Below are 18,755 nucleotides of genomic sequence, written 5' to 3' on the forward strand. Positions count from 1 at the left end.
GCCCCAGCCGCACTCGCGGCGGTGGGCACTTCGTCCGGCCCAGCCCGGTTTGCCGCCACGTGCCCATCTACCGCCCCGGACGCACTGGATACACAGGGCACATCGAGCACCGCAGGCTTGTCCACCGCCGCACGTGCACTCGCGGCCGCGCGAACGTCAATCGCCCCGGCCGCAGGCGCCCCCACAGGGACATCCGCTGCCCTTGGCACACTCGCGGCCATGGGCGCTTCGACCGCTACAGCCACGTGCTCCATCTGGGGCGCGCACACCACTGGAGGCGAGTTTCGCGCTGCCGGCACATCCGCCGCCACAGGGACATCCGTTGCCCCCTCCACGATTGCGACCACACCCGCCCCACTTACCTTCGCCGCCACAGGGACATCGACTGCCCTGGACACGCTCGTATCCGTGGGCGCTTCGACCGCCACAGCCACGTGCTCCGTCTGGAGCGCTGGAGGTACGTTCCGCACCGCGGGCGCATCCGCAGCTACAGGCGCGCCCACTGCGGCAGGTATATCCGCCGCCGCAAAGGCCTCCGCTGCCGTGCCCGCGGTCGGCTCCCGCGCGCTCATTGCGCGCCCCGCTGACGAAAGTTCAATGCGGCGAGAACGTCCTGTGCCGAGGGCAGATCGCCGCCGCGCAGATCGCAGATGGTCCAGGCGACGCGGATGGCCCGGTCCGCACCGCGCGCGGACATGCGGCCGAGACGCAGCGCGGCCTCGACGGGAGCGAGCGATTCACGCGGCAGACGGAACCGCTGGCGCAGAATGTGACCGGGAACCTCGGCGTTGGTGAGCCATCCGTACTCACGCCAGCGCTCGGCGGCGCCTCGGCGCGCCGAGGCGACTCGGGCGCGAACGACCTCGCTGCTCTCGGCCGCATCGGTGCTGAACGCCGCGCCGGACTGCCCGTGCATCCGCACCCAGATGTCGATCCGATCCATCAGCGGCCCGGACAGTTTGCCGAGGTAGCGGCGGCGAGCCAGCGGCGCGCAGATGCAGTCGACGTCGCGGGCCGGGGCGCAGGGACAGGGGTTGGCAGCCAAGACGAGCTGGAAGCGGGCCGGGTAGCGTGCCACACCGTCGCGCCGGGCGATGCGCACTTCCCCTTCCTCCAGCGGCGTCCGCATCGCCTCCAGCACCTTCGTGCCGAGTTCGGCGCATTCGTCGAGGAACAGCACGCCGCGGTGGGCCCGGCTGACCGCGCCGGGGCGGGCGGTCCCCGAACCACCGCCGATCATCGCGGTCACCGAGGTCGAGTGGTGCGGGGCGACGAACGGTGGCGCGGTGATCAACGGGTGATCACCTGCGAGCGTGCCCGCCATGGAGTGGATCGCCGTCACCTCCAGCGCCTCGGTCTCGGTGAGCGGTGGCAGCAGGCTCGGAAGACGTTGCGCCAGCATGGTTTTGCCAATGCCCGGTGGTCCGGTGAGCAGCAAGTGGTGCCCGCCCGCCGCGGCGACCTCCAAGGCCCAGCGGGCTTCGTCCTGACCAACCACCTCGCTGAGATCGCCGCCCTGCCGCACCGTATCCGGCAGGTCACCGTCCGGCTCGTCGAGCGCGCCTTCCCCGCGCAGCCAGGCCACCACGCCGCGCAAACTGCGCGCTCCGAGGACCTCGATGCCCTCGACCAGTCCGGCCTCGGCCATGGTCACCGCGGGCACCACGACGGTCGACCAGCCTGCCTTGCGCGCCGCGAGCACGGCTGGCAGGATGCCGCGCACTCGCCGCACCCGCCCGTCCAGCGCGAGTTCGCCGAGCAGCACCGTCTTCGCGAGCCGTTCGGAGGGGACCGAACCGGACGCGTCCAGCACCGCGACCGCGAGTGCCAGGTCGTAGACGCTGCCCAGTTTCGGCAAGGTCGCGGGCGACAGCGCGAGCACCACCCGGCCGTCGGGCCACTTCTCCCCGGAGTTCGCCACCGCGGAGCGGACCCGGTCGCGCGATTCCTGCAACGCGGTGTCGGGGAGCCCGACCAGATGGACCGAGGGAAGGCCCTGGCCGATATCGGCTTCGATTTCGACGAGCAGGCCGTCCACGCCGGTGACCGCGACCGAATGCGCCCGGCCGAGGGCCATTCAGAACACCGCCTCGAGATGGTCGATGACCGGTGTCCGACCACGCTGCGCCAGCACCGACACCACGTCGAACCGGATGCGCCGCCACGGTCCGTCCTGCTCGGCCAGCCACAGCAGGGCCAGCCGTCGGATCCGTTGCCGCTTGGCGAAGGTGACCGACTCCGCAGGAGTGCCGTAACCCAGACCCGAACGCGTTTTGACCTCGACGAACGCGGTCACATCCCCGTCTTTGGCGATGAGATCGAGTTCGCCGTATCGGCAACGCCAGTTCCTGGCGATGATCTCCATCCCCGCGGCGCGCAGAAACTCTGCCGCCAGTTCCTCCCCGTGCGCGCCGAGCGCCTGTTTGTCCGTCACCCGGCCAGCGTGCGCGGAGACCGAATCAGCTCAGCGCCGCCGACCTGGGGAATCGGAAAACCTGTTGATAAGCGAGTCGCTGTGCAGAACTCCCGGCCCGCTCACTCGGGCAGCCGCAGGTCCGGCTTCTCCAGCTCCTCGATGTTGACGTCCTTGAAGGTGATGACCCGGACGTGCTTGACGAAGCGGGCCGGGCGGTACATGTCCCACACCCACGCGTCGCTCATCCGCACCTCGAAGTACACCTCGCCGTCCGCGTTCTGCGGGCGCAGCTCCACGGAGTTGGCGAGGTAGAAGCGGCGCTCGGTCTCCACCACGTACGAAAACTGACCGACGATGTCCTTGTACTCGCGATACAGCGAGAGCTCCATCTCGGTTTCGTACTTCTCGAGGTCCTCGGCACTCATCGGGTGGGACGTCCTCCTTCTCGCCGCATCGCGTCGTATGGTCACATCATCGCGCATGCGCTGCGTCGGTAGCCACTCGGCCAGCCGTACGCTCGTTCGGAAACTGCTCTGACAGGGCTTCGTCCAGTCCTTCGGCCAGTACGGCGTCCGCGACGTCGGCCGCCGTCGCGACCGGCCGCAGCCCGGCGGCTTCGCGCACATTGCGCCAGGAGCGGCGGTGCTCGCTGCTGGGTCCGAGGCGGTGCAATGCGGCGGTGTGCTCGGGCGTGTTGTAGCCCTTGTGGGCGGCGAAGCCGTAGCCGGGGAATCGCTGGTCCAGCTCGACCATGATGCGGTCCCTGGTGACCTTGGCCAGAATGCTGGCCGCCGCGATGCAGGCCGCCGCACCGTCGCCCCCGATCACCGGCAGTGAGGGCACCGGGATGCCGGGTACCCGGAATCCATCGGTGAGCACGTAGCCGGGCGTGCGCCCGAGCCCGGCCACGGCGCGGCGCATGCCCTCGATATTGGCGACGTGGATGCCGATCGAGTCGATCTCCCAGGCGGGGATGACGACCACCCGGTAGGCCAGCGCCAGCCGGATGATCACCGGATACAGCTCTTCCCGGGTGGCCTCGGTGAGTTTTTTGGAGTCGTCGAGGCCGGCCAGCTTGTCATATGCCTTCGGAGCGAGCAGGCATGCCGCCACCACCAGCGGTCCCGCGCAGGGACCGCGCCCCGCTTCGTCGACGCCGGCGACAGGGCCGAGGCCACTGCGGATCAAAGCCGCCTCGAGCGTGCGCAAACCTCCGGCCCTGCGCATCACCACACGCGGCGGCCAACCGTTACCCACCGGCACTCGACCTTGCCCCACCATCCAATTATCCTGCGTCCGGGCGGTCAGTTCTCCTGCGGATTCTCCGCACGCACCGGTCCGATCCGGCCGGGTGGCCAGATCTTGAACACCGCCTTGCCGCGCACGTTCTCCACGGGGATGGTGCCCTGCAGTTCGTCGGTGATATGGGCGCGGGAGTCGGCGGACTGATTGCGGTTGTCGCCCATCACCCACAGATGCCCCTCGGGCACTTTCACGGGCTTGAATTCGCGTCCTCCCCCCGGGCCGTAGGGCTGGCCCGGCACGTACGGGGCGAGGTAGCGGGCATACGGCTCGTCGAGGGGCTTGCCGTCCACGATGACCCGGCCCTGCGAGTCGCAGCACTGCACGGTCTGGCCGCCGACCGCGATCACGCGCTTCACCAGATCGTTCTCGTCCGGCGGCACCAGGCCGAAGAACGAGAAGAAGTTCTGCACGCCACGCACGGCGGCGTTGTCCGAGCGGATCGACTTGTAGGTGGTGTTCCACGAGGGCGGGCCGACGAACACGACCACGTCGCCCGGCTGCGGATCACCCCAGTAGTAGCTCAGTTTCTGCACATAGATGCGGTCACCGGTGCAACCGGCGCACCCGTGCAACGTGGTTTCCATCGACTCCGACGGAATCACGTACGGCCGACCGACGAACGTGACCATCAACGCGGCGATCACCGCGGCGATCACGATGAGGATCGGCAATTCCTGCCAGAACGGCCGCTGCTTCTTCTTCGGTCGCCGCTTGGCGCGACCTACCCGCGAATTCTCGTCGCCCGACTCGGACACCGACACCGACCCACTTTCGTCTGCCACGCCGAACAGATTAGCCCGGCAGCGAAACCGAAGTCCGATGCCGGGCTGAGGAAGATCTGCTGTGCCGAGAAGCTACCTCAGCGCTTTTCCTTGATCTTGGCGGCCTTGCCGCGCAGCTCGCGCAGGTAGTACAGCTTGGCGCGGCGAACATCACCGCGGGTCACGACATCGATGTGGTCGATGTTCGGGCTGTGCACCGGGAAGGTGCGCTCCACGCCGACACCGAACGACACCTTGCGCACCGTGAAGGTCTCGCGGATGCCACCACCCTGGCGGCGGATCACGACGCCCTTGAAGACCTGGATGCGCTCCTTCGAGCCTTCGATGACCTTCACGTGCACGTTCAGCGTGTCGCCCGGGCGGAAATCGGGGACGTCGCTACGCAGCGACTTTTCGTCGACGAAGTCAAGGGTGTTCATTTCCATCCTTATGGTTTCGCGCGAACAGAGGACCCTGGCGGCACTCGAGGTGCTCGGCCGGTTCATGCTCCGAATTAGGGGGTGCGCCGGGTCGACAACCACCCAGGGCAACCTGTGCATTGTGCCAGATCGGCGCGCCACGGAAGAAATCGGCCCGGGCGACGGCGCGGCGGCGCCCCCTCACGCTACGGCCCGCGGGGGTGCGAGACAGCGCGGTGGTGGTGAACTCGGCGCGGCGACCGGCCGTGCGTCGTCTCTTTCCCGTTCAGGACTCGGGCGGGAGAATCGGCGACGCGAACACTTCCTCCAGCGGGGTCGGGCCGGTGTAGCGGCGGCACTGGCAACCGACCCATTCCCGCAGGCCGTGCGTGCCCTTACGGGAGATCTCGGCGTGACAAGTGCCGGTGGCGCGGTCGTGCAGCGCCAGGTCGTGACCGCAACCGCAGCGCGCGGGAAGACTTCCTCCCGACCGGCCCCGCCGCCGATGCCCGAACCTGCCACATGCCCAGCCGACACCGACCAAGCCGGCGCCGACCGCGAGACTGAAGGGATCCAACACGGTCACAGTATACGTATACGCATAGCCTCGGGTTCTCCGAATGGCGGCATTCGAAATCCGCCCGCCTCCGCGGGATGGCGGAAAGCCGGAGGAGGTCACGGACCCTCGTGCACCGCTGTGACGCGGCGGGTCGGCTCGGCAGATGCTCCGCTCAGTGGTTCTGTTCGCCGGAGATGGCGTCCTGGGCGGGCGGCGAGCTGGGCGTATGCAGTGAGCCATGGTCGGAATGCCACAGCGAGTGGTGCCGGTGCGGGGCGGGCGGAGCGGGCACGACCGTGCGAGTCAGTTCCGCTTCCGCCGCCGTGCGGACGTGCTCGACATCCGGTTTCCCCGCGACCAGATCCTGCACGAAGATCTTTGCGCGGATGACCGGGCGGCGATATCGCCGTTCCCGGACGATGGCCCGGTACATCATGCGTCTGCGGTCGGCGTAGCGCCATCGCGCCCACGGCGCGCCGGGGCGGCTCAGGCGCAGCGCACCGACGAACAGCAGCGGCAGGAAGAACATGCCGAACAGGCCGGTCCAAATCTTCCCTTTGGCGATCACGATCGCGGCGAGGGCGAGGTTGACCACCGCGAACACGACGACGAAAGCGCGGACCTCGACGCTCGGGTCGCGCCGGAAGTCGTTGATGTCCAGCATCCACAGCGGGTGGAAGCCCAGCAACAGCAATCCGGTCACGGCGAGCGCGACGAACACCGCGTCCACCGACGTGCGTCCCTGTTTCTCCCAGTACACGTCGCGCAGATAGAAGATCAGCGCGAATTCGTCGAGCACCAGCGCGGCGCCCACACCGAAGAGCGCGGCGAGGATGCCCGCGGTGGTCATGCCTGCGCTCTGGTACTGGGCGACCATGCCGACCCCGGAGGACAGCACCAGGATCACCCCGAACACCATGTGGTGGATGTGCGTGTCACCGGCCCGCAGATTGCCCGGCCACCAGCGCACCCGCGCGCGGATCAGCCGGACGCTGACGCGGATGACCAGGAATCCGACGATGAATCCGAGCAGAAAGCACAGCAACGGCAGCCGCCCTTGGGCGATCACGTCCTCGTGGAGCCACCGTCGCATGGCCGTTACTCCCTCCCGCGCGTCGGGCTACTGGCCGAAACCCGCCCTGCGCAGCGCGTCCGCCATCGAGCCGCTCGGCGCGGGGGCGTTGCGGCGTTGGTTGCCACCGCGCCCCTGACCTTGATTGCGGTTCTGGCCCTGCTGCTTGTTCTGGCCATTCTGCCGCTGCCGCTGCTCCCCGCCCGCGGGTCGGCCGCCCTGGCCGCGCTGCCGGTTGTCGCCGCCTTTGGCGGGTGTGCCGGGCTCGTCGTCCAGGCGCAGGGACAGCCCGATGCGCTGACGCGCCACGTCCACCTCGAGCACCTTCACCTTGACCACGTCGCCGGACTTGACCACTTCGCGCGGGTCCTTGACGAAGTTGTGCGACATGGCCGAGACGTGCACCAGGCCGTCCTGGTGCACGCCCACGTCGACGAACGCGCCGAACGCGGCCACGTTCGTCACCACGCCCTCGAGCACCATGCCCGGTTTCAGGTCGGCGACCTTCTCCACGCCCGCGGCGAACTCGGCGGTCTTGAATTCCGGACGCGGGTCGCGGCCCGGCTTCTCCAACTCGGCGATGATGTCGGTGACCGTGGGGACACCGAAGCGTTCGTCGGTGAACTCACCGGCGCGCAGCGAGCGCAGCACCGTGGTGTTGCCGATGACCTCCGCGATGGGACGACCTGTCGATGCCAGGATGCGCCGCACCACCGGGTACGCCTCGGGGTGCACCGCGGAGGTGTCCAGCGGATCGTCGCCGCCGCGGATGCGCAGGAAGCCCGCACACTGTTCGAACGCCTTCGGCCCCAGGCGCGGGACGTCGAGCAGCGCGGTCCTGCTGCGGAACGGGCCGTTCTGGTCCCGATGCGCCACAATGCTTTCCGCCACCGAACCGGCGATGCCGGATACCCGCGACAGCAGCGGCACCGAGGCCGTGTTCACGTCGACACCGACCGCGTTCACCGCGTCCTCGACCACTGCGCCCAGCGAGCGGGCCAACAGCGATTCGGACACGTCGTGCTGGTACTGACCGACGCCGATGGACTTCGGATCGATCTTCACCAGCTCGGCCAGCGGGTCCTGCAACCGCCGCGCGATCGACACCGCCCCGCGCAGCGAGACGTCCAGGTCGGGAAGTTCCTGCGAGGCGTAGGCGGAGGCGGAGTACACCGAGGCGCCCGCCTCGGAGACCACGATCTTGGTTGGCTTGTTCTCCGGGATGCGCGAGATCAGCTCGGCGGCGAGGGCGTCGGTCTCGCGCGAGGCGGTGCCGTTGCCGATGGCGATGAGCTCCACGCCGAAGCGGGCGACCAGCGCGCCCAGCACGGCCAGCGACTTCTCGGTCTGGCCCTGCGGTTTGTGCGGGTAGATCACCTCGGTGGCGACCACCTTGCCGGTGGCGTCGACCACCGCGACCTTCACCCCGGTGCGGTAGCCGGGATCCAGCCCCATGGTCGTGCGCGTGCCCGCGGGGGCGGCGAGCAGCAGATCGCGCAGATTCGCGGCGAACACGTCGACCGCGTCCTTCTCCGCCGCCTGCCGCAGCCGCATCCTGGTGTCGATACCGAGGCTGACCTGCAATTTGGTACGCCACGCCCAGCGCACGGTGTCCAGCAGCCAGGAGTCGGCGCGGCGGCCGCGGTCGGCGATGCCGAAGCGGGCGGCGATGCGACCCTCGAAGATGGTGCGCTCGCCCGGCTGCGGCTCCTCGGTGTCGGGCTCGAGGTGCAGTGTGAGCACCTCCTCCTTCTCCCCCCGCAGCAGCGCGAGGATGCGGTGGGAGGGCAGCTTGTCGAACGGCTCGCTGAACTCGAAGTAGTCGGCGAACTTCGCGCCCGCCTCCTCCTTGCCCGCGCGAACGGTCGAGGTGACCTGCCCGCGGTTCCACATCAGTTCGCGCAGCTCGCCGACCAGGTCGGCGTCCTCGGCGAAGCGTTCCACCAGGATTGCGCGCGCACCGTCGAGCTGCTCGGCGGTGTACTGCGCCGGATCGGTGTTCGGATCCTCGATCAGGGCGTCGGCCACCGGTTCGTGCCCGGCCTCGCGCGCGATCTGCGCCTTGGTGCGCCGCTTCGGCTTGTACGGCAGGTAGATGTCCTCGAGCCGCGCCTTGGTCTCGGCGAGCAGGATCTGCCGGTGCAGGGCGTCGTCGAGTTTGCCCTGGCCGCGGATCGATTCGAGGATCGCGGCCCGGCGCTCGTCGAGTTCGCGCAGGTAATGCAGACGTTCGTCGAGCATGCGCAGCTGCGCGTCGTCCAACCCGCCGGTGACCTCCTTGCGGTACCGGGCGATGAACGGCACCGTCGAGCCCGCGTCGAGCAACTCGACGGCGGCGCGCACCTGGGTCTCGCGCACCGCGAGTTCCTCGGCGATGCGACGGTTCACGCTGGCTGGGCCCGCGGCGTCGGAGCGTGGCGCGGCGGGTGTGGACTCTGCACTGGCAGTCTCGGGCGCTGTCGTCACGTCGGAGACACTACCGCTCCCCCGCCTCTGCGCGCCTTCGGCCGGTCGCGGGTACCCGGCCGTTCCGCTGCGCGCCGGCGGTAGCTCGGCGGGCCGATTTCTACGGGATCTCCTTCGACGACGCGAGGATCGCTAGGGCTATTTCCCGCATTTCGGCCTTGCGGACCTTGCCGGTGACCGTCATCGGGAATTCCTCGACCACGTGCACATAGCGGGGAATCTTGAAGTGCGCCAGCTTGCCGGTGGCGAACTCGCGCACGGCCGCGGCGTCCAACGGCGGTGCGCCCTCGCGCATCCGGACCCAGGCCATCAGCTCCTCGCCGTACTTCGGATCCGGCACGCCGATCACCTGCGCGTCCAGGATGTCGGGATGGGTGTAGAGGAATTCTTCGATCTCACGCGGATAGACGTTCTCGCCGCCGCGGATGACCATGTCCTTGATCCGGCCGGTGACGGCCAGATAGCCCTCGTCGTCCATCACGCCGATATCGCCGGTGTGCATCCACCGGGCGGCATCGATGGCCTCGGCGGTCTTGTCCGGATCGTTCCAGTACCCGAGCATCACCGAGTAGCCGCGGGTGCACAGTTCGCCGGGTTCGCCGCGCGCCACCGTGAGACCCGTTGCCGGATCGACGATCTTGACCTCCAGATGCGGCCCGACCCGGCCGACCGTGGCGGTGCGCCGGTCGATGCCGTCGTCACGCCGGGTCTGGGTGGAGACCGGGGATGTTTCCGTCATGCCGTAGCAGATGCACACCTCGCGCATGCCCATCCGGTCGATCACCCGCTTCATCACCTCGACCGGGCACGGTGAGCCCGCCATGATCCCGGTGCGCAGCGTGGACAGCTCCACGGTGGCCGAATCCAGTTCGGCGAGCATGTCGATGAACATCGTCGGCACGCCGTAGAGCGAGGTGCAGCGCTCGGCCTCGACCGCGGCCAGCGTCGCCTTCGGATCGAACGACGGCGCCGGGATCACAACGGCCGCACCGTGGCTCGTGCTCGCGAGATTGCCCATGACCATCCCGAAACAGTGGTAGAAGGGAGTCGGGACGCAGATGCGGTCGTGTTCGGTGTATCCGCACAGCTCACCGACGAAATAGCCGTTGTTCAGGATGTTGTGGTGGCTGAGCGTGGCGCCCTTCGGGAAACCCGTGGTGCCCGAGGTGTACTGGATGTTGATCGGGTCGTCGGCCGACAGCAGCGCGCCGAGCGTGGCGAGCCGTTCGGCGTCCACCTCGGTGCGGGCCAGCGCGTCCCACTCGGGCGTGCCGAGGACGAGCACCTGCGCCAGCTCCGGGCAGTTCGGCCGGACCTGCTCGATCATCGCGACGTAATCCGAGGACTTGAACCGCTCGGCGGCGACGAGCATCCGCACACCGGCCTGGCGCAGCACGTACTCCAGTTCGCTGGTGCGATATGCCGGATTGATGTTGACCAGGATCGCGCCGATCTTCGCCGTGGCGTACTGCACCAGGAACCATTCCGCGCAGTTCGGCGCCCAGATGCCGACCCGGTCGCCCTTGCCGATGCCGCGGCCCGCCAGACCGCACGCGAGGGCGTCGACCGCGGCGCCGAGCGCACGGTAGGTCCAGCGCCGCCCGGTCGGCCGGTCCACCAGCGCTTCCCGGTCCGGGAACGCCGCCACCGTGCGATCGAGATTGCCGCCGATGGTGTCACCGAGCAGCGGGACGTCCGAGACCCCGGAGGCGTAACTGGGCAGAGGCACCTGCGTCATCGGGCACCCCCCTGCCGCAGCACGAATCGCTGCACCTTGCCACTGGGCGTCTTCGGCAGGCTCGGCACGAAGTGGACCCTGCGCGGATAAGCGTGCGCGGCGAATTTCTTCTTGACCAGGCTCTGCAATTCGGCTTCCAACTCCGGGCCGCCCGCGGCGCCCTCGCGCAGCACGACGAACGCCTCGAGCACTTCGCCGCGTAGTTCGTCCGGCATGCCGACCACGGCCGCTTCCGCGACCTGCTCGTGCAGCACCAGCACGCTCTCCACTTCGAACGGGCCGATGCGGTAGCCCGCCATGATGATCACGTCGTCGTCGCGGGCCGAGAAACGGAAGAAGCCGTCGGCGTCCCGCGAGCCCGCGTCGCCGGTCAGATACCAGCGGCCGTCGGCGGTGTAGCGCTGGGCGGTGCGTTCCGGGGCGTCGAGGTAGCCGAGGAACCACAACAGCGGGCTGTGTTCGGTGTCGATCGCGACGCGGCCCAGTTCACCTGCGGGCGCGAGGGTGTCGGCGTCGTCGGCGAGCACGGCGCAGGTCCATCCGGGCAATGAGCGGCCCATCGATCCCGCGGGAGTCTCGGCGTCGAGGTCTTCGTGCCAGGCGTTGCAGATGACCATCCCGTGCTCGGTCTGGCCGTAGTGATCGCGCACCGCGACACCCAGATGCTCCAGGGACCAGGCGACGACCTCGGGCGTGAGCGGCTCCCCCGCCGACGACGCGCGGCGCAGCCTGGAGTGCACCGGAGGCGTGGCGCTGTCGGCGCGCAGCGCGCGATACACGGTCGGGGCGGCCGCGAAGTTCGTCACGCCGAAGGTTTCCAGCACCTGCCAGGTGAGCGGGGCGGAGAAACCCGCGTGCAGCAAAATGCTGCGAATGCCGGTGGCCAGCGGGCCGAGGATGGCGTAGTAGAGGCCGTAGGCCCAACCCGGATCGGCGGCGTTCCAGAAGACGTCGTCGGGCCGGACGTCCAGCGCGAATTCCTGGTACGCGTGGAAGGAAGCGAGCGCGCGCAGCGGGATCGGGACGCCTTTGGGCGTGCCCGTTGTGCCGCTGGTGAACAGCTGGACCAGCAGGCCGTCGCCGCCGATCGCCGCCGGACGGGCGTTCGGGTGGGTCGCCCGATGAGTCTCGAGCAGTTCGTCCATCCGCAGGGCTCCCTCGGGAACCTCCCCTCCGGCGACGACGAGTCGCCAGGGCGGGTCCGCGGGCAGATCCGGCCCGGCCGCCAGTTTCGGCGCCTGGTCGGCATCGGCGATGACGACCGAGGCACGGGCGGCGTTCAACCGCAGGGCGATGGCGGGCGGAGCGAAGGCGGTGAACAGCGGAACGTGCACCGCGCCGCGGCGCCAGATGCCGAGCAGTGCGACCACCAGGTCCGCCGACTTCGCCATCAGCGTGGCCACGCGGTGGCCGGGTTCGACGCCCAGTTCGGCCAGTGCGGCGGCGAAGCGGGCGGAGCGTTCGCGCAGTTCGCCGTAGGTGAGATCGATCGAGGACAAGTCGGCTTCGACGATCGTGAAGGCGACCCGGTCGGCCGGATGCCGATCGCACAGCAGGTCCGCCGCCGACGCGTCGGCGCGGTCGTAACAGTCCAGCAGTTCGCGCACCCGCTGATTCAGGTCGGTGCCCATCTTCGGTTCTCCTCGTTCTGTGATCCAGCGCAACCCGGGTGTGCAATAGGATGTGGGTCACATCCCGCTGCCCACTACCCCCGAAAAGGGGTGAGTCTCGTGACCCACACCGCTCTGCTGCGTCCGCGCGACAGCGACGCTCTGCGTGCCGAGATCCGCTGGGTGGCGAGCACTGCGGGCGTGCCGGTGGCGTTCGGCGGCGAAGTGCACGGTGACGCGCTGCTGCTGTCGGAATTCGTGGGCACGCTGACCAACGGCCTGCGCGGCCTGGCCGTCGTGCGGACTTCGGGGCTGGGCGGCCGGGTGATGGATTCCGGACGGCCCGCCGCGGTCACCGACTATCGGCGCGCCTCGTCGATCACCCACGACTACGACGGGCCGGTCTCCGGCGAGGGCATCCGCTCCGTGCTCGCCGTGCCCGTGGTGGTCGACCGATGCCCCCGGGCGGTGCTCTATGCCGCGACCCGTGGCGCGAGCCCGCTGGGCGACCGCACCGCGGATCTCGTCGTCCAGGCCGGTCGCCGCCTGGCCACCGAGATCGCGGTGCGCGACGAGGTCGACCGTCGGCTGCGCATGCTGGAGGTGGCCGCGCCGTCGGCCGCGACCGCACCGGCCATCACCGAGGAACTGCGCGATATCCACGCCGAACTGCGCGGTATGGCGCGCTCGACCGAGGACGACCGGTTGCGCGGACGCCTGCACGCGGTGTGCGAACGACTCACCCGGGTCCTGACCGGCGAGCCGCACCCCGACAGCCCGAAACTGTCCCGCCGCGAACTCGACGTGCTCTCCCAGATCGCCTTGGGTTGCACCAATCAGGAAACGGCGCAACGTCTTTCGCTCGGTCCGGAAACCGTGAAGAGCTATCTGCGCAACGCGATGATCAAACTCGACGCCCACTCCCGGCACGAGGCGGTGACAGCGGCCCGCCGCCACGGCTTACTGCCGTGAGCGACCCCGCGCCCGCGATATGCCTCGACGATGACCGATGTGGTGAAGGGGACGGCTCCGCGCCGCGGAGGCCGCGTTCGGCATGTGGCGCTGATCCGCCGAGCGGGGCGGTTCCGGTCTACCGCCGGGGTTCGCGCACCGTGTCCTGGTCCGGAAGCAGGTCCGGGCGGCGTTCGCGGGTCCTGGCGAGAGCTTGTTCGCGCCGCCAAGCGGCCACTTTCGCGTGGTCGCCGGACAGCAGGATCGGCGGGACGTCGAGGCCGCGCCAGGTGACCGGGCGGGTGTAACTGGGGCCTTCCAGCAAGCTGTCGGAGAACGAATCCTCCTGATGGGACTGCTGATTGCCGAGCACGCCGGGCAGCAGCCGGACCACGGCCTCGGTCATCACCAGCACGGCCGCCTCGCCGCCGATCAGCACATAGTCGCCGATGCTGACCTCCTCCACCCGCACACGGCGAGCGGCGTCGTCGAAAACGCGCTGGTCGATGCCCTCGTAGCGGCCGCAGGCGAACACGAGATGCCGCTCCCCGGCCCAGCGGTGCGCGGTCGCCTGCGTGAACGGCACGCCCGCCGGAGTGGGAACCACGAGCAGCGCGTCATCGGGACAGACCTCGTCGAGCGCGTCACCCCACACGGTCGGCTTCATCACCATGCCGGGCCCGCCCCCGTAGGGAGCGTCGTCGACCGACTTGTGCACGTCGTGGGTCCAGCGGCGCAGGTCGTGCACCGTGAGAGAGATCAGGCCCTTGTCGATCGCCTTACCGAGCAGTGCCGTGCGCAGCGGCTCCAGGTACTCCGGGAAGATCGTGACGACGTCGATTCTCATCCTGTCTCCTCTCGCCGCCGGGCCGCCTCGCACCGGCCGGTTGAGCGACGCGCGATCGGGGCTTGCGCCGCATCATTCGGGGTCGAGCAGACCCTCGGGCGGATCGATCACGATCACACGGTCGGCGAGGGACACCGTGGGCACGATTGCGGTGACGAACGGGATCAGGATCTCCCGCCCGTCCTCGGCGGCGCGCACGTCGAGCAGCTCGCCGGCGGCGGAATGCAGCACTTCACACACGGAGCCGACCACGGTGCCGTCGAGGAGCCGGACCTCCAGCCCCTCCAGCTCGTGGTCGTAGAACTCGTCCGGGTCCTCGGAAGGCGGGAGGTCGGCGCTGTCGACCACGAACAGCATGCCGCGCAGCGCGTCGGATTCGATGCGGTCGGTCACGCCGACCAGGCACACCAGAAGCCGGCCCGAGTGCTCCCGGGCCGACTCCACGGTGAACTCGCGGACCTCCGCCGCTCGGGGCAGCCGGCCGCGCAATGTCGTGCCCGGCGCGAAACGCGCCTCGGGCTCGTCGGTGCGTACCTCGACGACGAGTTCGCCGCGCACGCCGTGCGACTTGGCGACCCGTCCGACGACGAGTTCCATCTACTGGTCGGTGTCGACCACGTCGACCCGGATGCCCCGGCCGCCGATACCGGCCACGAGGGTGCGCAGCGCGGTCGCGGTACGTCCGCCGCGGCCGATCACCTTACCCAGGTCATCGGGATGGACGTGCACCTCGACGGTGCGCCCGCGGCGGCCGGTGATCAGCTCGACGCGGACGTCGTCGGGGTTGGCGACGATGCCGCGCACCAAGTGCTCGACGGCATCGGCGACGACGGCGCTCACTGTTCCATCACCTCGGGACGCGACTCACCCGTCGCCGGGGCCGGTCTGCGCACGGCTCGGGACGGGTATCGGGTGGACGGGTGAGGCCGACTCATTACTCGGCGGCCTCGGCGGACTCGGCGCCCTCTTCGGCGTCCTTCTTGCCCTTCTTCTTGGGGGTGACCGCCTCGGCGACCGGCTCGTTGTCGGCTGCGGCCAGCGCGGCGTTGAACAGGTCCAGCTTGGACGGCTTGGCCGGCTTGGACTTCAGGGTGCCCTCGGCGCCCTCGATGCCCTTGAACTTCTGCCAGTCGCCGGTGATCTTCAGCAGCTGGAGGACCGGCTCGGTCGGCTGCGCGCCGACGCCCAGCCAGTACTGCACGCGCTCGGAGTTGATCTCGATCAGCGAGGGCTCTTCCTTCGGGTGGTACTTGCCGATGGACTCGATGGCCCGGCCGTCGCGGCGGGTGCGGGCGTCGGCGACGACGACGCGGTACTGCGGGTTGCGGATCTTGCCCAGGCGGGTGAGCTTGATGCGAACAGCCACTGCTGATCTGCCTTTCGTTGGTTGGTCACGACGCAATTCGGCGACCCGCATGGTCTGCGAGCCCGGTTTTGCGCTTTCGAGTGTGTGACCGCCGCGCGGTACGGAACCGGAGACGGGCTGCCACTTGTCCGGAAGGACGGTGGTCCATTGTGCCAGACCGCATGATCACGCCGGAAATCGCGTCTCCTCGGCGCGGCTAGCCCGCAGCGGTGGCGGTGAGCGCGCGGGTGGGCACCCAGGGGCCGCCCCACCACATCCGCCATCCCACGGAGCGCACCGTGAGGGCTGTCGCGCCGTGCGCCGCCACGACAGCGCGGTAATCGCGGGTCTTGCCGATATCCACGATGACCAGCTTGCCGCCGGGACGCAGCACGCGGCACGCCTCCCGGACCGCGCTCGCGCGGCCCTCGGCGGTCTTGATGGTGTGAATCGCCAAGCTGGATACGACGACGTCGAAGGCGCCGTCCGGAAAGGGCATGCGGGTCATGTCGCCGGTGCGCAGCTCGATCCGGTCGGCGACGTTCTCGGCGAGCGCGTTCTGCTCGGCGGTGGCCGGGATGTTCCCGCAGCGGTCGGCCGAGCACCACAGGTCCAGGCCCACCGCGCGCCCGGCGGGCAGGCGCCGCGCGGCGGCAAGCAGCACCTCCCCGCGGCCGCATCCCATGTCCAGTAGTCGTTCGTCGCCGCGCAGGCCGAGGTCGTCGAGCAGACCCGCCCAGACCCGGAACTTGCCCCGGCGGGTGGCGTGCAGGAACAACCCGAACTGCGCCGCCAGCACGACGCCGATGAGCAGGAGCAGCAGACTCGGGCGCAGCTGCCCGAACAGCGCCACCACCAGGGCGGCGGCGAGATACCCGACCGCGAGAACTCCCAGCAACAGCAGCACCGAAGGCGAGTCGATACCGTACGACGCACGCCACGGAGGGGCTATCATCGCCCGATTGTATCCGGCGCCAACGGCATTCGGACCCGGTTCTCGCTCGTCAGCGCACCAGCGGAGCAAAAGTGCGTCCGGCGAGTTCGACCGCGCCCGCCTCGTGCCCGTTGAACACCATGTTGATGATCAGTCCGTCGACGCCCTGGTCCAGAACGCGGGTCCGCAGCTGTTCGGCAACATCGTCCGGTGTGCCGACGAACTGACGGTCGGCCGGACTCTGCGCGCGCTCGGAGTCCGACATCGCCGACAGGTCGATACCCATGCGGCTCAGGTAATCCCGCTGCTGCTTGCGTACCAGATCGCCGTCCTCGTCCATCATCACGAAGCACAGGTAGCTGGTCTCCAGGGTCTGCGGGTCCCGGCCCGCTTCGGCGCAGCGTGCCCGCAGCGCCCCGATCTTGCGCGGCAGTTCGGAGGCGTTGCAGATGATGTTGAGGTGGTCGGCGAATCGGGCGGCCAGGCCGAAGGTCTTCTTCTCGCCGCTGCCGCCCAGCAGGATCGGCAGGTCGTCGCGGACGCGCGGCTCGTTCATGGCCTGCTCGACCTGGTACCACTTGCCCTGGAACGTGGGGCGTTCTCCACGCAGCATCGGCTGGATGATTCGAAGGGCCTCCTCCAGCCGCTCGAAGCGGTCGGTGAACGTCCCGAATTCGTAGCCGAAGGAGCGGTGCTCGAGCTCGAACCAGCCAGCGCCGATGCCGAGCACCGCCCGGCCACCGCTGACCACGTCCAGCGTCGTGACGGTCTTGGCGAGCATGGCCGGGTTGCGGTAGGTGTTGCCGGTGACCAACGCCGACAACTGGATTCGCTCCGTCGCCGTGGCCAGACCGCCGAGCGCGGTGTACGCCTCGAGCATCGGCTCGTCGGGCGTGCCGATGCCGGGCAGCTGATAGAAGTGGTCCATTACGAAGGCCGTGTCGAAACCGGCGGCTTCGGCTTCTCGGGCCTGCGCGACAACCGTGGGGAAGAGCTCGCGCACCGACTTGCCGTAGCTGAAGTTGGGCATCTGATAACCGAGGCGAATTGTCACGGGATCCGACCTTACGCCGCGTCGGCGAACGCGCGGGTGAGCCGCGATGACGAGTTATCGATGGCCGGTGACCGGGCCGTGCGCGCCGTACACGCGCCCGCGCAGGACGACGGCGTACGGCGTGCCGAGCGTTTCCGGATGGGTGCGCGGATCCTCTTGATAGACGACGAAATCCGCGGGCGCACCGTCTTCGATGCCGGGCCGCCCGAGCCAGTCGCGGGCATTCCAGGAGGCCGCGCCGAGCGCGTCGTGCGCGGACAGGCCCGCGGCGCCGAGCGCGGCGATCTCGTCGGCGATGCGCCCGTGGCGGATGGAGCCGCCCGCGTCGGTGCCCGCGAAGATCGGCACGCCCGCCTCGTGCGCGGCGGCGACCGTGCCGCGCACCCGACGGTGCAGATCGCGCATGTGCGAGGCGTAGACGGGGAATTTGCCCGCGCTGTCGGCGATGTCGGGGAAGGTGTCGATGTTGACCAGGGTGGGGACCAGAGCGGTGCCGTGCTCGACCATCATCTCGATGGTTTCGTCGGTGAGGCCGGTGCCGTGCTCCAGGCAGTCGATACCGGCGTTGATCAAGCCGGGTAGCGCGTCCTCGCCGAAGACGTGCGCGGTGACCCGGGCGCCGTTGGCGTGCGCCGCGTCGATGGCCTCCTTCAGGATCGCGTCGCTCCACAGTGGGCGCAGGTCGCCCACGGAGCGGTCGATCCAGTCGCCGACGATCTTGACCCAGCCGTCGCCGAGGCGGGCCTGCTCGGCGACGATCTCCGGCAGCTCGCGTTCGTCGTCGAGTTCGATGCCCAGTTCGCGGATGTAGCGCTTCGGGCGGGCGATGTGGCGGCCGGCGCGGATGATCCGCGGCAGGTCCTCGTGGTCGTCGATGAAACGGGTGTCGATCGGCGAGCCCGCGTCGCGCAGCAGCAGCGCCCCGGCGTCACGCTCGGTCTCGGCTTGCGCGACGGCGCCCGCGCGGTCCTCGTGGCCGCCTCCGTACCGGATGCCGACGTGGCAGTGCGCGTCGACCAGGCCCGGCACGATCCATCCCGCGTCGCAGAGCGTTTCGGCTCCCGGTACGCGTTCGAAGGACACCAGGCCGTCCCGGACCCAGAGATCGCGCACCTCGTCTTCGGGGAGAACGACACCTCGCAGATGCACGAACAACCTCCTGGATGTCACCGGCCGCCTCCAACCTACTGGGCGATTCCCGCAACGGTCATCCACGCACCGAGTGACCGCGGGACGGCGACGCCCATCCGACCGAAGGGTCCTGCCGCGGCGAAGTGC

19 protein-coding genes are annotated in these 18,755 nt (G+C 69.4%); 1 reads left to right on the plus strand and 18 read right to left on the minus strand.

From position 1 onward, the window contains the following. Window positions 1–568 precede the first annotated feature (568 nt). The 11 genes from ABZ420_RS02435 to ABZ420_RS02485 form a co-directional block, all read right to left on the minus strand. Window positions 569–2,077, minus strand: a complete 1,509-nt coding sequence (locus ABZ420_RS02435) for a YifB family Mg chelatase-like AAA ATPase (RefSeq protein WP_357116277.1) — start codon at window positions 2,075–2,077, stop codon at window positions 569–571. After that, window positions 2,078–2,434, minus strand: a complete 357-nt coding sequence (locus ABZ420_RS02440) for a YraN family protein (protein WP_062969827.1) — start codon at window positions 2,432–2,434, stop codon at window positions 2,078–2,080. It abuts the gene before it with no gap. A 101-nt stretch (window positions 2,435–2,535) separates the two neighbouring features. Then, complete coding sequence (locus ABZ420_RS02445) at window positions 2,536–2,841, minus strand: DUF2469 domain-containing protein (RefSeq protein ID WP_011210678.1); 306 nt, start codon at window positions 2,839–2,841, stop codon at window positions 2,536–2,538. Between the two features lie 46 nt (window positions 2,842–2,887). Beyond that, window positions 2,888–3,697 (minus strand): ribonuclease HII, encoded by an 810-nt coding sequence (locus ABZ420_RS02450; RefSeq protein ID WP_357116279.1) that lies wholly within the window; start codon window positions 3,695–3,697, stop codon window positions 2,888–2,890. A gap of 23 nt (window positions 3,698–3,720) precedes the next feature. Further along, window positions 3,721–4,503 (minus strand): signal peptidase I, encoded by a 783-nt coding sequence (gene lepB / locus ABZ420_RS02455; protein ID WP_357116281.1) that lies wholly within the window; start codon window positions 4,501–4,503, stop codon window positions 3,721–3,723. Window positions 4,504–4,580: 77 nt separating this feature from the next. Next, a complete protein-coding gene (gene rplS, locus ABZ420_RS02460) occupies window positions 4,581–4,922 on the minus strand; it encodes a 50S ribosomal protein L19 (RefSeq protein ID WP_067514127.1) in 342 nt (113 codons plus the stop codon). Between the two features lie 265 nt (window positions 4,923–5,187). Continuing rightward, on the minus strand, window positions 5,188–5,481 hold the full coding sequence (locus ABZ420_RS02465; RefSeq protein ID WP_357116283.1) for a hypothetical protein: 294 nt from the start codon (window positions 5,479–5,481) through the stop codon (window positions 5,188–5,190). Between the two features lie 151 nt (window positions 5,482–5,632). Then, window positions 5,633–6,553, minus strand: coding sequence for a hypothetical protein (locus tag ABZ420_RS02470; protein ID WP_245659852.1), 921 nt, complete (start codon window positions 6,551–6,553; stop codon window positions 5,633–5,635). A gap of 27 nt (window positions 6,554–6,580) precedes the next feature. Continuing rightward, complete coding sequence (locus tag ABZ420_RS02475) at window positions 6,581–8,998, minus strand: Tex family protein (RefSeq protein ID WP_357116285.1); 2,418 nt, start codon at window positions 8,996–8,998, stop codon at window positions 6,581–6,583. 100 nt (window positions 8,999–9,098) lie between these two features. Further along, window positions 9,099–10,736, minus strand: coding sequence for an AMP-binding protein (locus tag ABZ420_RS02480; RefSeq protein WP_357116287.1), 1,638 nt, complete (start codon window positions 10,734–10,736; stop codon window positions 9,099–9,101). Next, window positions 10,733–12,367, minus strand: coding sequence for an AMP-binding protein (locus tag ABZ420_RS02485; protein WP_357116289.1), 1,635 nt, complete (start codon window positions 12,365–12,367; stop codon window positions 10,733–10,735). Before ABZ420_RS02485 ends, ABZ420_RS02480 begins: the two co-directional genes overlap by 4 nt. 99 nt (window positions 12,368–12,466) lie before the next feature. Here ABZ420_RS02485 and ABZ420_RS02490 point away from each other — a divergent pair, with 99 nt between their 5' ends. Continuing rightward, window positions 12,467–13,318: a LuxR C-terminal-related transcriptional regulator gene (locus ABZ420_RS02490; RefSeq protein ID WP_357116291.1), complete on the plus strand. Its 852-nt coding sequence runs from the start codon at window positions 12,467–12,469 to the stop codon at window positions 13,316–13,318. Window positions 13,319–13,436: 118 nt separating this feature from the next. Here the strand turns inward: ABZ420_RS02490 and trmD are convergent, their stop codons facing one another. From trmD to ABZ420_RS02525, 7 genes are all read right to left on the minus strand, one after another. Beyond that, the gene (gene trmD / locus ABZ420_RS02495) at window positions 13,437–14,144 is read right to left on the minus strand and encodes a tRNA (guanosine(37)-N1)-methyltransferase TrmD (RefSeq protein WP_357116293.1); all 708 of its coding nucleotides are present in this window, start codon (window positions 14,142–14,144) and stop codon (window positions 13,437–13,439) included. A gap of 72 nt (window positions 14,145–14,216) precedes the next feature. Beyond that, complete coding sequence (gene rimM, locus ABZ420_RS02500) at window positions 14,217–14,741, minus strand: ribosome maturation factor RimM (RefSeq protein WP_357116295.1); 525 nt, start codon at window positions 14,739–14,741, stop codon at window positions 14,217–14,219. Then, window positions 14,742–14,984, minus strand: a complete 243-nt coding sequence (locus ABZ420_RS02505; protein WP_011210690.1) for an RNA-binding protein — start codon at window positions 14,982–14,984, stop codon at window positions 14,742–14,744. A gap of 94 nt (window positions 14,985–15,078) precedes the next feature. Beyond that, window positions 15,079–15,510, minus strand: a complete 432-nt coding sequence (gene rpsP, locus ABZ420_RS02510; protein WP_357116297.1) for a 30S ribosomal protein S16 — start codon at window positions 15,508–15,510, stop codon at window positions 15,079–15,081. A 196-nt stretch (window positions 15,511–15,706) separates the two neighbouring features. Beyond that, a complete protein-coding gene (locus ABZ420_RS02515) occupies window positions 15,707–16,444 on the minus strand; it encodes a class I SAM-dependent methyltransferase (protein ID WP_357116299.1) in 738 nt (245 codons plus the stop codon). A 49-nt stretch (window positions 16,445–16,493) separates the two neighbouring features. Then, the gene (locus ABZ420_RS02520; RefSeq protein ID WP_357116301.1) at window positions 16,494–17,477 is read right to left on the minus strand and encodes an LLM class F420-dependent oxidoreductase; all 984 of its coding nucleotides are present in this window, start codon (window positions 17,475–17,477) and stop codon (window positions 16,494–16,496) included. Window positions 17,478–17,531: 54 nt separating this feature from the next. Beyond that, entirely contained in the window at window positions 17,532–18,626 is a 1,095-nt protein-coding gene (locus ABZ420_RS02525; RefSeq protein ID WP_357116303.1) for an amidohydrolase family protein, read from the minus strand. Window positions 18,627–18,755: the final 129 nt, after the last annotated feature.

The sequence above is a fragment of the Nocardia sp. NPDC005745 genome (assembly GCF_040630775.1).
GTDB lineage: Bacteria > Actinomycetota > Actinomycetes > Mycobacteriales > Mycobacteriaceae > Nocardia.

Excerpts from the sequence above, each read along its gene's own strand:
- ABZ420_RS02445 (WP_011210678.1), bottom strand. The coding sequence starts at position 2,841 with ATGAGTGCCGAGGACCTCGAGAAGTACGAAACCGAGATGGAGCTCTCG.
- ABZ420_RS02435 (WP_357116277.1), bottom strand. The coding sequence starts at position 2,077 with ATGGCCCTCGGCCGGGCGCATTCGGTCGCGGTCACCGGCGTGGACGGC.
- ABZ420_RS02470 (WP_245659852.1), bottom strand. The coding sequence starts at position 6,553 with ATGCGACGGTGGCTCCACGAGGACGTGATCGCCCAAGGGCGGCTGCCG.
- ABZ420_RS02480 (WP_357116287.1), bottom strand. The coding sequence starts at position 10,736 with ATGACGCAGGTGCCTCTGCCCAGTTACGCCTCCGGGGTCTCGGACGTC.
- ABZ420_RS02515 (WP_357116299.1), bottom strand. The coding sequence starts at position 16,444 with ATGATAGCCCCTCCGTGGCGTGCGTCGTACGGTATCGACTCGCCTTCG.
- rimM (WP_357116295.1), bottom strand. The coding sequence starts at position 14,741 with ATGGAACTCGTCGTCGGACGGGTCGCCAAGTCGCACGGCGTGCGCGGC.
- ABZ420_RS02485 (WP_357116289.1), bottom strand. The coding sequence starts at position 12,367 with ATGGGCACCGACCTGAATCAGCGGGTGCGCGAACTGCTGGACTGTTAC.
- ABZ420_RS02450 (WP_357116279.1), bottom strand. The coding sequence starts at position 3,697 with ATGGTGGGGCAAGGTCGAGTGCCGGTGGGTAACGGTTGGCCGCCGCGT.
- rplS (WP_067514127.1), bottom strand. The coding sequence starts at position 4,922 with ATGAACACCCTTGACTTCGTCGACGAAAAGTCGCTGCGTAGCGACGTC.
- trmD (WP_357116293.1), bottom strand. The coding sequence starts at position 14,144 with ATGAGAATCGACGTCGTCACGATCTTCCCGGAGTACCTGGAGCCGCTG.